This is a genomic window from Aliiroseovarius sp. F20344 (assembly GCF_023016155.1).
Taxonomy (GTDB): Bacteria; Pseudomonadota; Alphaproteobacteria; order Rhodobacterales; family Rhodobacteraceae; genus Aliiroseovarius.
Genome location: NZ_JALKBG010000006.1, coordinates 253,107 through 266,021, shown reverse-complemented (window position 1 = coordinate 266,021; position 12,915 = coordinate 253,107). Strand labels below are relative to the sequence as shown.

The window sequence follows — 12,915 nt, the reverse complement described above, 5'->3', positions numbered from 1 at the left end:
CAGGCCCGCAAGGAACCGAAAGCGATCTCATGCCCAGATTTGCCGCCAACTTAACTCTTCTCTTTACGGAGCTGCCCTTTCTGGACCGTTTCGAGGCTGCCTCTGAGGCTGGATTTTCTGCAGTCGAGGTTCTCTTTCCTTACGACGATGCAGCGCGCGAAGTTCAGCGGCGGCTTACCGCTTATGGGTTGGAAATGGTGCTGATCAACTGCCCGCCCCCCAATTGGGCGGGTGGGGATCGCGGGTTCTCGGCCATTCCCGGCGGGCAATCACGATTTCAGCACGATTTCAAGCGCACTCTGCGGTTCGCTCAAGCTTTCCGCGCTACCCACATCCACATCATGGCAGGTGTTGCCCAAGGCGCAGATGCCCTTGCAACCTTTGTCGAAAACCTGAAATGGGCCGCGGCCCATGCCCCGTCGCAAAGCCTGACGATCGAACCGATCAACCGCGGTGACATGCCGGGCTATTTCCTGTCCGACTATGATCTTGCGTTGGATATCATCGCCCAGGTGGATGCCCCGAATGTGGGACTGCAATTCGACGCCTATCATGCCCACAAGATCACCGGGGACATGCCGGGCACTTGGGAGCAGGTCAAACACGTAGTGCGTCACATTCAGGTGGGGGGCCTGCCCGACCGGCACGAACCAATCGCGGGCGTCTTTGACTACCCCACCTGGTTTAAACAGCTGGATCAAGACGGATATGAGGGCTGGGTAAGTGGCGAATATCATCCCGCCGGGCGAACCGAAGACGGTCTGGATTGGATAAGGGGGTTCGACTGACAGTCTCCTGACACTATGCTGTCAGGAGGGGTATGTCAGTAAAGGGTCATCAACATTGATAAAGGAGTTCAAAATGACGACCCAACCCAAAGTTTGCTGGACTGAAATTGCCGTAAAAGACATGGATAAAGCCATCGCATTTTACAATGAAGTGTTCCAATGGGACATGAAGATCGACAACACTGGCCCCAATCCAATAGCATGGCTCGGGGGTGATATGGATACGGCTGGCGGCCACATCTATCCCGGCACGCCGGGTGCAAATGGAGGCGGATCGACCGTTCACATCATCGTGCCCGACAAGCTGGAAAATGCGGTGGAGCGCTGCAAATCCGCCGGGGGCACAATTTTGGGGGATCCGATTGAAATCCCGCCGGGCCGTTTTTCCTATGCGATTGACCCAGACGGGAATTCGCTGGGCCTGTTTGAGCCGAAAGTCTGATCCATGCGCCGTGCCGACCGCCTGTTCCAGATCGTGCAACACCTTCGGGGTGGGCGGTTGGTTACGGCGCGCAATCTTGCCGAAACACTCGAGGTCAGCGAACGCACCATCTATCGCGATGTCGCTGACCTGATCGGATCGGGCGTGCCAATCGAAGGCGAGGCTGGCGTGGGCTATGTCATGCGCGCGGGATACGATATGCCACCCCTGATGTTCACCCGAGAAGAGGTTATGGCGGTGATCGCAGGCACGCATCTTTTGGAGCGCATGGGCGGCGCGGCCATGGCGGCCTCGGCCCGCGAAGCGTTGGTGAAGATCCGCGCGGTCTTGCCAGAGGCCCTACAAGCGCAGGCCGAACGGGTCGAAATCCACGCAGGCCCCAGCCTGATGCCGTCAGAACGAGATCGTCATTTCATTGATCAGATCGAAGAAGCAATAGATGCCCGTGTTCGACTGGCCCTGACTTATGCCGATGAGCACGCCGCGAAATCTACACGCACCATTCGCCCCTTAGCGCTTTGGCTGTGGCGTAACGGCTGGTGCGTGGTCAGTTGGTGCGAACTGCGCGAAGATTTTCGCATGTTCCGTGTTGACCGGATCGAAGGCTTTACCACTGGGGATAGGTTTCGCGAAGAACGCGACAAATCCCTTCCTGCGCTTTACGCCCAGATGGCTGAATGCGGGATTGACCCGAAGAGCTGAGGGGCGCTGCTGCTCGCCCGTTTCGGGCTCACCCCGTGATACTAAAGACAAGAAAAAGGGTTAGTGCGCCTCGGCCCAATTCATGCCGACGCCCGCATCAACCACAAGCGGCACGTCGAGTTTGATCGCGGGTTCGGCTGCGCCTTCCATCACCCTGCGCACAACTTCGATCACCTCGTCAATGGCACCATCTTCCACCTCGAAGATCAATTCGTCATGTACCTGCAACAGCATCTTCGCGGGCAGTTTGGCAATGGCGTCCGGCATACGGATCATGGCGCGGCGAATGATGTCGGCGGCAGTGCCCTGAATGGGTGCGTTGATGGCGGCGCGTTTGGCAAAGCCTGCTTGCGGTCCTTTCGCGCCGATCTCAGGCGTGTGGATGCGGCGGCCAAACAGGGTCTCAACCCGTTTGTGTTCTTTGGCAAATTCGATCGTGTCATCCATGTATTTCCGGATGCCGGGGAAGCGTTCGAAGTATCGGTCGATAAAGCCTTGCGCCTCGGATCGTGGAATGCGCAAGTTGCGGGCGAGGCCAAAGCCCGAGATGCCATAGATCACGCCGAAATTGATCGCCTTTGCCTGTCGGCGAATGTCGGGTGTCATGTCTTCCATGGGCACGTCGAACATTTCAGACGCGGTCATGGCGTGGATGTCTTGGCCGTCCCGGAATGCCTGTTTCAGCGCGTCGATCCCCGCCACATGGGCCAGAATGCGCAGCTCGATCTGACTGTAGTCGAGGCTGATGAGCTTTGTGCCTTCAGGGGCGACAAATGCCTCGCGGATGCGGCGGCCTTCTTCGGACCTAACCGGGATGTTTTGCAGATTGGGGTCTTTTGACGCCATCCGGCCCGTGTTGGCGCCGGATTGCAGGTAAGACGTATGTACGCGCCCGGTTTCCGGATGAATGTGATCTTGCAACGCGTCCGTGTAAGTCGATTTCAGCTTTTGCAGCTGACGATAGTCCAGCACCCGCGCGGCAAAATCATGCTCCGCGGCGAGGTCTTCAAGAACGTCGGCGGGTGTGGACCATTGACCGGTTTTGGTTTTCTTGCCGCCGGGCAGCTCCATTTCACCAAAGAGGATTTCGCCCACCTGCGCGGGGGATTGTACGTTGAAATCGCGGCCTGCGATCTCGTGCAGCTCGGCTTCATATCCTGCCATTTTCTGCGCGAAGGCATTGGACATGCGCGACAGCACTTCGCGATCGACCTTGATGCCCGTCATCTCCATCTGTGCCAAAACTGGCACGAGCGGTCGCTCCAACCGCTCATAGACGCGGGTTACTTGTTCGCTGTGCAGGCGCGGTTTAAGGATTTGCCACAATCGAAGAGTGATATCCGCATCTTCGGCCGCATATTTCACAGCTTCCTCAAGCGGAACCCGGTCAAAAGTGATCGCGGATTTACCGGTACCCAACAGCGATTTAATCGATATTGGTGTGTGCGACAGGTATATTTCCGACAGTTTGTCCATGCCGTGATTATGCAGGCCTGCATTCTGCGCATAGGACATCAGCATCGTGTCATCAATCGGCGCAACATCAACCCCGTAGCGCGCCAAAATCTTGGCGTCGTATTTCATGTTCTGACCGATTTTCAGGATCGCAGGGTCCTCGAGCATCGGCTTCAGCGCAGCAATCACCTGATCCAGCGGCAATTGACCTTCGGCCAAATCTGACCCGCCAAAGAGGTCATCGGCCTGACTGGTCTTGTGGGTCAGTGGGATATAGCAGGCTTCTCCGGCATCGACAGCCAGCGAGATCCCGACCAAATCGACCAGCATTTCGTTGAGCCCGGTGGTTTCAGTATCGAAGGCCACATAACCGCGGGCATAGGCCCGGTCGATCCATGTGCCCAGCGCGTCCGTGTCTTTGACCCACTCGTAATTCTCTGGGTCGATGGCAGGCATCTCGGCGGTCGCGGGCTTGTCTGCGCCTTCCGGCTGTGCGATCTCGGGCGCTTCCATACCCAACTTTCCTGCCACGCGGTTGGTGAGCGTACGGAACTCCATTTCGGCAAGGAATTTCAACAAGGTATCAGGCTCGGGATCCTTCAACTCAAGATCCTCGAACACAACGTCCAAATCCATCTGGTCGTCCAGTTTCACCAACTCGCGGCTAATGCGGATCAGGTCGGCTTGTTCGATCAGAGTCTGACGGCGCTTGGGCTGTTTGATTTCCTCGGCGCGTTCCAAAAGCGTGTCGAGATCACCGAATTCGTTTATCAAAAGCGCAGCGGTCTTGATCCCAATGCCGGGCGCGCCGGGGACGTTGTCGACGCTGTCACCCGCCAGCGCCTGCACATCGACCACGCGGTTGGGGCCAACGCCGAATTTTTCTTCCACCCCCTCGACCCCAATGCGTTTGTTCTTCATCGGATCGAGCATCTCGACGCCGCCGCCAACAAGTTGCATCAGGTCTTTGTCTGACGACAGGATGGTGACACGCCCGCCCGCCTCGTTCGCCTGTCGCGCGAGGGTGGCAATGATGTCGTCGGCCTCGAACCCTTCGACTTCGATACAGGCGATGTTGAAGGCGCGTGTGGCGTCTCGCGTTAGCGGGAATTGCGGGCGCAGGTCTTCGGGCGCAGGCGGGCGGTTGGCTTTATATTCAGGGTAGATGTCACTGCGGAAGGTCTTGCCGGAATGGTCAAATATCACGGCCACGTGGGTGGGGGCATCGGCGCCTGCGTTGTCTTCGATGAATTTGAACAGCATGTTGCAAAACCCTGCCACGGCCCCGATGGGTAACCCGTCGGATTTGCGCGTCAACGGCGGCAGCGCATGATAGGCACGAAAGATGAAAGCCGACCCGTCGACCAGATGCAGATGACAACCTTTACCAAAGCTCATTGGAACTCTCCCTGACGCGCCTGAAACCAGTTAAGACTCAAAAGGCCGCGAGGCACCAGCCCGCGGCCTGAATTTGGTGAAGTTCAAACAGCCGTTAGGCTGCTTTATCCTCATCCACATGATCCTTGTGAACAAACTTGCAGTCACAATAGGGGCATTCCACCCAACCATGTTCGTTTGGGATCTGAAGGTAGACACGTGGATGACCAAGTGCGCCTTCACCGCCGTCACAGGCGACCTTGTAGGTATCAACAATCTTGGTTTCAGGCGGGGTCTGGGTCATTGGGGACACCTCTGTCTAATTTGTCACTTCATTTTACGTCTCGCAGGGCTTCCCCTGCAAGAGCGAAACATCATGCTTCGCGGGCAATCATGCGCCCGATGGGACGGCCCGCCAGAATATGAACGTGTAGATGGGGCACCTCTTGCACGCCGTGCTCTCCTGCGTTCGAGATCATGCGATACCCTGCCCCGTCACTGCCGGGATCTACACCCAGCATGTCACAGACTTTCCCAATAGCGCGCGTAAACCCAACGATTTCATCGTCCGAGCCTTCGGTCGCCAAATGATCAAAGGTCACGTAAGGCCCTTTGGGGATGACAAGCACATGATCAGGTGTCTGGGGTTGAATGTCACGAAACGCCAAGGCGTGGTCATCTTCGTAAACCGTGTCATTCGGAATCTCACCACGCAGGATTTTGGCAAAGATATTCTGGTCGTCGTAACTGTAGGGCATGGTGTCCTCCGTTCGGCTTCAATCTTCAAACAGGTGATCTGTCTCGGCGATCTCTTGGGCTTGTTCATGCGAGATAGACAAGAACTGCGAAAGCGCACTGGCGTTTTCCTGCGGCTCGCGCCCTTCGCTGATGCGATAGTAGTGGTCAAACCCGGCATCTCGGATCTGGTCGCTTTCATGCGCAACATCCGCGCGGATGGTGGGCAGAAGGCGCTCCATCGACTGCTCAGGTGTGTTTTCACCCGCAAGGCCAACCCGAATGGCATGCCCAGCAAGGTATTCATCCGTGAAGATGCTTTCGATCTCAAGCAACCGTGTGGTTGCCCGGTCTGCAAAAAAATCCTGAAACATCTCCATATTCTTCGGATCCATGCAGATCACCAATCGATCTGTCTCGTAATACTCGAAAAGCATGCGCATAAGCGCACGTCGATGCCGGGCGCGTTTGCCCATTTGGGTCTGAATACCGCCCAAATCGGGCATGGGACAGCTGTCTTCGTCAAACAGGTATTCGATGGTCTCGATCCCTGTGACCTCTTTGATTTTGCGAATCAACCGTTTCGCGACGTGCCACTTTTTGGCCACGACGATCAACAATTCCCGTTCGCGTCCAAGACTTGATTCTGCCTCCCAGAAGCGTGGAGCAAACCGCAAGCCGTTGCGCCCCCGACTGGTTAGAAAGCGAAACAGGCTGCGACCCTCATCCGAGATCTGAAAATCGATCCCTTCGGCCGCGTAAAGATCACCCAAACGGCGTTTCAGTTCGGTCGCTTCGGGGCTGATTTTTCGGGCAAACAGGAAATCCTGACTTAACAAAAGATCGTAGTGATCATTGTAGAATGTCACCGGCATTCCGTAATCTGTGAACATCAAAAACGTCAGCGTACTGGTTCTGATTTCATTGTCCGGCACCAGATGGCGCACAATGGTCTGGAAGAAGGTCTCGTCAGGAATCCACGTGGTGCGAAAGAACCGCATGACGTCTTTGCGTTTGCGGCAGAATCTCATAACCGATTCTACAGTTCGACGACGCAAGCACCACCATTGGCTGCCAATCATGACTTGTATGTCGCTTGGCACTTCGCGGGTGATCCCGAATTTTTTTTGCAGCTTAATCAATGCGTAAAACAGCTTTTTGTGTTTCCGCTCGTTTACGAAGTAGCGATAAATCAGGCGCTCTTCTTTAAACCCTGTTTTAATCCAATCACTTTCGAAGAAATCAAAGCTTTCGATATAGTCCACGTCTTCGCGATCCAGCAAGTCGTGGGCGTATTCAGCCGATTTGATCGCCATGCAATCGCCAGACAGCATGTAGAAATGCGTGGCGCGTGGGAATGCCTCAAGCGCGGCTTCAACGGCATTCAACGAAGCCTGAACAAGTGACCATTCCCCCCACCCGCACTTGATGCGACGCTTTGCAAAGGTCACATTCGGATTGTCTTTCAGGGCATCTTGAATGCGCTGGAAATCTGCTGGCTTGGCTCGGGCGTCAAAGTGAATCGACATGTAATCGCCCGCAGCCGTAAGCTGCTTTGCCTGCGAGATAATCGCCTCGGGGTCTTTGTGGCATAACAGGATGAAGGCGATTTTTGCCATGTAACGATCTGAGACCTTTAGAGCTGTCGAATTCCTGTCATAAATAGCTTGAACTTATGTTCAATAAACAGAGATTCTTTACTTTTTTCATCAATCTGTACACAAACGGGGCCTAATGCCCTGACGTAATGATTAGAAGACGAGGTATATTATGGGGTTTCCTGGCACCTGGATGACCGAAAGCGAAAGCGTAGTGTATCGCGTCGTTCCGAAATGCGCGTGTTCGACCATCGGTCAGATCATGTTCTATTCGGATCATGGTGAGTTCTTTGATGGTGATATTCACGACAGCAAAGACCGTATGCACAAATGGTCTCAGGACCAATCGCAGCCAAAAATCGAAGAGAATGTGCGCAATCACAAAAGCTATGCCTTTACCTGCGTGCGCAACCCCTACACCCGTATCCTATCCAGCTTCTTTGATAAAATCTGCGGCATCCAACGCAACGGCCGGCGCTATCGCGGCAACTTGGTGCCGCTGCTCATACAGAAATACGGGATTGAGGTTGGCGACCCTGAAACGGGATTCGAGTTTGATCAGGTCGAAAGTTTCCGCCGCTTTCTTCTGTTTGCTCGCGATACCATCCGCTGGCGCAAACCGATGGATCCGGACATTCACTGGTCGGCCATGTCTGGTCACGTTTCGACCTTCATCGTGAATGGCGGTCGTTATGACAACATCTTCTGGACCGAAAAATTTAACGATGGAATGCAGTCAGTGCTCGACGCGATTGAAACACCGCATTCAGTAGATCTGGCCGAAATCCCGCGCTTTAACGAAAGCGAAGGTCACGGCCCGAAACGTGCGCACCCGGTCGAGGACTATTTCGACGATCTTTCGATGCATCTTGTTTATGAGATCTTCAAGAAGGACTTCGAGCTGTTTAAATACGACTTCGAGAATCCTGGAAACAAGATGCCCATCGGCGAGATCGATCTGGACGAGATCCACGCCAAGCTGGGTGACTGATCCCTTAAGACTGCGAAGGACACCACATGAAAGCGCGCGTAAAATGGGCGGAAGCCCGTACTTTTGTCGGCACCTCGGGAACCGGGCACAGCATTGTTCTGGGCACTGGCCATGACGGCGCGGGCACTCCCGGCCCCAGCCCCATGGAGCTTTTGCTGATTGGAACGGCGGGCTGTTCGGCCTATGACGTTGTGTCGATCCTTGAGAAAGGGCGCCAACGGATTGAGGATGTCGAGGTCGAAGTGGACGCAGAGCGCGCAGAAACAGACCCAAAAGTGTTCACCAAAATCCACCTGCACTTCATTGTGAAAGGACGCGGTATCAGCGACGCCAAGGTCGAACGCGCGATTTCACTGTCGGTGGACAAATACTGCTCCGCCTCAGCGATGATGGCGGCGTCCGCCACTGTTACGCATGATTTTAAGGTTGTCGATACTGAGTAAGTAGAAAGCCCGGTGCGTTGCGCCGGGCTTTCTTAGTACTGAACGGTAAATTCTTTTTAGATCAAACCCTTCTCACGAAACAGCGCAGGTAGATTGCGATCCGCCCGCGGCCCCATGTGGCGGATGACTTCTCCGGCCACGGTGCAGCCCATTTCGCCGCACAGCCTCAGATCGGCCCCGGTGGCCAACCCGTAAAGGAAGCCGGCGGCAAAACCGTCGCCTGCCCCTGTCGCGTCGACAGGCGTGATCCGTTCCACGGGCACGTCGATGCGTTCCCCACCTGATAAAATCGAAACGCCATCGCCCGAGCGGGTGCAGGCAACCAGCGGGCAGATTGCTGCGGTTTTCGTCATGGCCTCGTCCAGATCGTCTGTTCGGAACAGGGCTTTCAGCTCTTCTTCATTGCCGATCACATAGTCCAGCTCGTGCTCGATCAACATCAGGAAATCGGTGCGGTGACGTTCCACGCAGAACGGGTCGGAAATAGCGATTCCTGCCTTACCGCCAGCCGCGCGACAAGCGCGGGCCATGGCGATGAACGCCTCTTTGCCTTTGTCCTTGTCGAACAGATAGCCTTCAAGGAACACAATCTCGGCGTCGGCAGCGACATCCCTGTCAACATCTTCTGGGCCCAGCTCAGCTGAGATACCCAAATACGTGTTCATCGACCGCTCACCATCAGGAGATACAAAAATCATCGAGCGCGAGGTTGGCAGCTCCCCCCCTGGCACCGGCGGGTTCACGAAACGGGTGCCGTCCATTTCCATCGCATCTGCATAGAAATGCCCCAACGCATCATCATGCACACGACCGACAAACCCTGTGGTCAGGCCCAGATTGCCGATCCCTGCCAGCGTATTGGCGACAGAGCCACCTGCAGCTTGTTTGCGATCATGCATCGCGGCGTAAAGCACCTCGGCCCGGTCCCGTTCGACCAGTTGCATGATGCCTTTTTCGATGCCCATCAGCTCTAGAAAGCTATCATCCGCCGTGGTGATGACATCCACAACGGCGTTGCCGATCCCGACAACTTTGTACTTTTTCGTCATAAGTTCTTTTCCTCATAGGGACACAGGTCCCGAATGATGCAGTTTCCGCACATTGGTTTGCGCGCTTTGCAAGTGTAACGCCCGTGCAGGATCAGCCAGTGGTGGGCATGTTGTTGAAAGTCTGCGGGAATGTTGTCTTCAATCGCACGTTCGACTGCATCAACGTTTTTGCCAACTGCGATACCCGTTCGGTTTCCGACGCGATAGATGTGGGTATCAACCGCCTGTGCGGGAACGCCCCACCACATGTTCAGAACCACGTTTGCCGTTTTGCGCCCGACACCCGGTAGCGATTGAAGCGCCGCGCGGGAATTTGGGACCTCGCCACCATATTCATCCACCAGGATCTGACTCAGCTTCATCACGTTTTTCGCCTTCTGACGAAAGAGCCCAATGGTTTTGATGTGCTCGGTTAAACCCTCAAGCCCCAGATCCAGCATCTTCTGCGGTGTGTCCACCACCTGGAACAACGCCCGTGTCGCCTTGTTCACGCCGACATCTGTTGCCTGCGCGGACAGCGCCACGGCGACCACCAGCGTGTATACATTCACATGTTCCAGCTCGCCTTTGGGTTCTGCTTCTTGTTCCTTGAAGCGCTCAAAGATCTCGCGGATTTGGTGATATCCGAGTTGTTTTGCCATCGCATCCATCCGTTTCCGCAGATCGTCATACGCGAGCCGCGTGCAATGCGCAATTTCCGGGTCGCATAGATTGGAAAATCGCGGCACTCTGATCACGCAACACACGAGGCCAACATGACCCGCTCTGAAGACAGCTACCATTACAACGTAATCCGCCGTGCGATTGATGAGATTGATGCAAGTGGAGGCGAGCCCTTGGCGCTCGACGCATTGGCCGCAAAAATGGATATGTCGCCTGCGCATTTTCAGCGGGTGTTCTCGCGCTGGGTGGGGGTTTCTCCGAAACGTTATCAACAGTTTCTGACGTTGGGTCACGCGAAGATACTGCTGGCCGAGCGATTTTCCACATTGGAGACAGCGCAATCGGTGGGCCTGTCAGGGCAGGGCCGTCTGCATGATTTATTCCTACGTTGGGAAGCGATGAGCCCCGGTGAATACGCCAAGAAAGGCGAAGGTCTGATAATCTATTGGGGCTGGTTTGACAGCCCGTTTGGCAAATCGCTGGTCATGGGTACAGACCGGGGCATCTGCGGCATTGGGTTTGCTGAAGAAACCGGACCAGATGTTGCATTCCAGGACCTGATTTCGCGCTGGCCCAATGCCACCTATGTCGAAAGCCTAGACAGGCTTCGCGACTGGGTTCTTGCGGCCTATGATCCGAAGTCGACGCAGGCTGATAAAACGCCTCTCCACCTGATTGGGTCGCCATTACAGATCAAGGTGTGGGAAGCGCTGCTGTCCATCCCCTCGGGGCACGTCACCACCTATGGGCAGATTGCCGAGAAGATCGGACAGCCGCGTGCAGTACGCGCCGTGGGGACCGCGGTCGGACGCAATCCGATCAGCTGGCTAATCCCGTGCCATCGCGCCCTTCGGAAGTCCGGCGCACTTGGTGGATACCACTGGGGCTTGCCGGTGAAACGCGCCTTACTGGCATGGGAAAGCGCGGAGCTGGAACAGGCGGAGATCAGCTAAGCGTCAGTTTTCGCGCATGTTTCCCCATAGCAGGGCCTTGTTATTCGATAACAGGGCCCTTTTCTGTATGGAAAGCAAGAAACCAAATTGAGGACAGCAAAATGCACCCAAGACATGTGATTCTCTCATTCGGCCTGATTGCCGGACTGGCCACCAGTGCCTGCACATCGCCAACGCAAGCGAACATGGGACCGCGCACGCAAAACGGCGCTGCGATCGGCGCGATTGCCGGTGGCCTTTTAGGCGCGACGCGTAAGGGCGACGGCAAGCTTGGAAAGGCAGCAGTCGGCGCTGTAATTGGCGGAGTTCTGGGCGGCGCCATCGGACAGCAGTTGGACAAGCAGGCAGGCGACCTTCGCCAAGCGATCGACAATGACGACGTGAAGATCGTGAACACGGGCAGCGAGCTGATTGTCACGATGCCACAAGACATTCTGTTTGCGACTGACAGCAGCCAGATCAGTCCGGCCTTGCGCGGCGACCTTGCCGCGCTTGCACGTAATTTGATGCAATATCCGAACTCGGTCGTGGAGGTTCAGGGGCACACAGACAATACTGGCAGTGCGGATTACAACCTGTCTTTGTCGCGCAACCGCGCGGCCTCGGTCGCGTCTGTTCTGTTCGCCAACGGCGTTTCAAGCTCTCGCGTTGTAACCGTTGGGCACGGGGAACACCGCCCTGTCGCATCGAACTTGAACGCCGCAGGGCGTCAACAAAACCGCAGGGTCGAAATTGTTATCCGACCGACAACCGCATAATCCCATTTGGGAAGGCAAATATGGACTACGCCAGAGGCTGGGCAGATTGCCCGGCCTCTTTTTTGTTTGAGGGTCACGCTCGGATGTGGTCATGTAATCTGACCAATTCAAAGAGTCTTTCATGCCCTTCCAAAAAATCACCGCAAACAAGCTTTCAAATTCAGTGGTCGAACAAATTGAGCTTTTGATCCTGCGAGGCATTCTGCGCCCCGGAGAGCGCTTGCCTGCAGAACGTGATCTTGCAGATCGCCTGGGCGTATCACGCCCCTCTTTGCGCGACGCATTGGCTGAGCTGGAAGAGGCTAAGCTTTTGTCGCGCCGTGCGGGTGCTGGTATTTTCATTTCGGAAGATCTGGACAGCTCATTTTCACCTGCTCTTGTCAAACTCATCGGCCGCCATGACGAAGCAGTCTATGACTACATCACCTTCAGACGTGACATGGAGGGGCTGGCCGCCGAACGGGCCGCACAATTCGGGTCAGACACGGATCTTGAAGTGATCAACGAGATCTTTTTGAAGATGGAACAAGCCCCGGAGGGTCACGGCGCAGATCTCGACAGCGATTTCCACATGGCGATCATCGAAGCCAGCCATAATGTGCTGATGGTTCATATGATGCGCGCCATGTACGACCTCCTAAAGCAAGGGGTGCTCTACAGTCGCAAGGTGGTCATTCAGATCACCAACACCCGTATGGACCTGTTAGAACAGCACCGGGCCATCAACGACGCCTTGCAGGCCCGCGATCCCAAGGCTGCCCGCGCCGCCATCGAAGCGCACATGGACTATGTGGTGCAGGCTTACGCTGATTTGCGTCGAACAGAGCGGAACGAGGAAGTCGCGCGCCAAAGGCTGGATTACGAGAAACGCCGGTAGTTCGGCTTTAGTTCAAGCCTGCCCATTTCTCAAAAACAAAAAACCCGGCCAATGAGCCGGGTTTCTTAATTTCTTCTGAGGAAG

Annotated in this window: 14 protein-coding genes; 8 read left to right on the top strand and 6 right to left on the bottom strand. The window is 55.5% G+C overall.

Annotation, left to right across the window (positions count from 1 at the left end; all coding sequences use genetic code 11):
- Positions 1 to 29: 29 nt before the first annotated feature.
- From MWU55_RS07085 to MWU55_RS07075, 3 genes are all read left to right on the top strand, one after another.
- A complete protein-coding gene (locus tag MWU55_RS07085; RefSeq protein ID WP_246935241.1) occupies positions 30 to 788 on the top strand; it encodes a TIM barrel protein in 759 nt (252 codons plus the stop codon).
- A gap of 73 nt (positions 789 to 861) precedes the next feature.
- Positions 862 to 1,230, top strand: coding sequence for a VOC family protein (locus MWU55_RS07080; RefSeq protein ID WP_246935240.1), 369 nt, complete (start codon positions 862 to 864; stop codon positions 1,228 to 1,230).
- A 3-nt stretch (positions 1,231 to 1,233) separates the two neighbouring features.
- Entirely contained in the window at positions 1,234 to 1,932 is a 699-nt protein-coding gene (locus MWU55_RS07075; protein WP_246935239.1) for a YafY family protein, read from the top strand.
- A 60-nt stretch (positions 1,933 to 1,992) separates the two neighbouring features.
- Here MWU55_RS07075 and polA read toward each other — a convergent pair whose 3' ends face one another.
- The 4 genes from polA to MWU55_RS07055 form a co-directional block, all read right to left on the bottom strand.
- Entirely contained in the window at positions 1,993 to 4,785 is a 2,793-nt protein-coding gene (polA, locus tag MWU55_RS07070; protein ID WP_246935238.1) for a DNA polymerase I, read from the bottom strand.
- Positions 4,786 to 4,879: 94 nt separating this feature from the next.
- Positions 4,880 to 5,068 (bottom strand): zinc-finger domain-containing protein, encoded by a 189-nt coding sequence (locus tag MWU55_RS07065; protein ID WP_246935237.1) that lies wholly within the window; start codon positions 5,066 to 5,068, stop codon positions 4,880 to 4,882.
- 70 nt (positions 5,069 to 5,138) lie between these two features.
- A complete protein-coding gene (locus MWU55_RS07060; protein WP_246935236.1) occupies positions 5,139 to 5,522 on the bottom strand; it encodes a histidine triad nucleotide-binding protein in 384 nt (127 codons plus the stop codon).
- A gap of 18 nt (positions 5,523 to 5,540) precedes the next feature.
- Positions 5,541 to 7,118: a DUF5928 domain-containing protein gene (locus MWU55_RS07055; protein ID WP_246935235.1), complete on the bottom strand. Its 1,578-nt coding sequence runs from the start codon at positions 7,116 to 7,118 to the stop codon at positions 5,541 to 5,543.
- Between the two features lie 151 nt (positions 7,119 to 7,269).
- Between MWU55_RS07055 and MWU55_RS07050 the strand changes: the two genes are divergently transcribed.
- On the top strand, positions 7,270 to 8,088 hold the full coding sequence (locus MWU55_RS07050; RefSeq protein WP_246935234.1) for a sulfotransferase family protein: 819 nt from the start codon (positions 7,270 to 7,272) through the stop codon (positions 8,086 to 8,088).
- A gap of 26 nt (positions 8,089 to 8,114) precedes the next feature.
- The gene (locus MWU55_RS07045) at positions 8,115 to 8,531 is read left to right on the top strand and encodes an OsmC family protein (RefSeq protein WP_246935233.1); all 417 of its coding nucleotides are present in this window, start codon (positions 8,115 to 8,117) and stop codon (positions 8,529 to 8,531) included.
- Between the two features lie 56 nt (positions 8,532 to 8,587).
- On the opposite strand, the gene MWU55_RS07040 is transcribed toward MWU55_RS07045, so the two are convergent.
- Together MWU55_RS07040 and nth are read right to left on the bottom strand one after the other, a co-directional pair.
- The gene (locus MWU55_RS07040) at positions 8,588 to 9,580 is read right to left on the bottom strand and encodes an adenosine kinase (RefSeq protein ID WP_246935232.1); all 993 of its coding nucleotides are present in this window, start codon (positions 9,578 to 9,580) and stop codon (positions 8,588 to 8,590) included.
- A complete protein-coding gene (nth, locus tag MWU55_RS07035) occupies positions 9,577 to 10,221 on the bottom strand; it encodes an endonuclease III (RefSeq protein WP_246935231.1) in 645 nt (214 codons plus the stop codon). The genes MWU55_RS07040 and nth overlap by 4 nt, the downstream gene beginning before the upstream one ends.
- Before the next feature lie 114 nt (positions 10,222 to 10,335).
- Between nth and MWU55_RS07030 the strand changes: the two genes are divergently transcribed.
- From MWU55_RS07030 to MWU55_RS07020, 3 genes are all read left to right on the top strand, one after another.
- Positions 10,336 to 11,196 (top strand): bifunctional helix-turn-helix domain-containing protein/methylated-DNA--[protein]-cysteine S-methyltransferase, encoded by an 861-nt coding sequence (locus tag MWU55_RS07030; RefSeq protein WP_246935230.1) that lies wholly within the window; start codon positions 10,336 to 10,338, stop codon positions 11,194 to 11,196.
- Positions 11,197 to 11,297: 101 nt separating this feature from the next.
- Positions 11,298 to 11,954: an OmpA family protein gene (locus tag MWU55_RS07025; protein ID WP_246935229.1), complete on the top strand. Its 657-nt coding sequence runs from the start codon at positions 11,298 to 11,300 to the stop codon at positions 11,952 to 11,954.
- A gap of 121 nt (positions 11,955 to 12,075) precedes the next feature.
- Positions 12,076 to 12,831 (top strand): FCD domain-containing protein, encoded by a 756-nt coding sequence (locus tag MWU55_RS07020; RefSeq protein ID WP_246935228.1) that lies wholly within the window; start codon positions 12,076 to 12,078, stop codon positions 12,829 to 12,831.
- Positions 12,832 to 12,915: the final 84 nt, after the last annotated feature.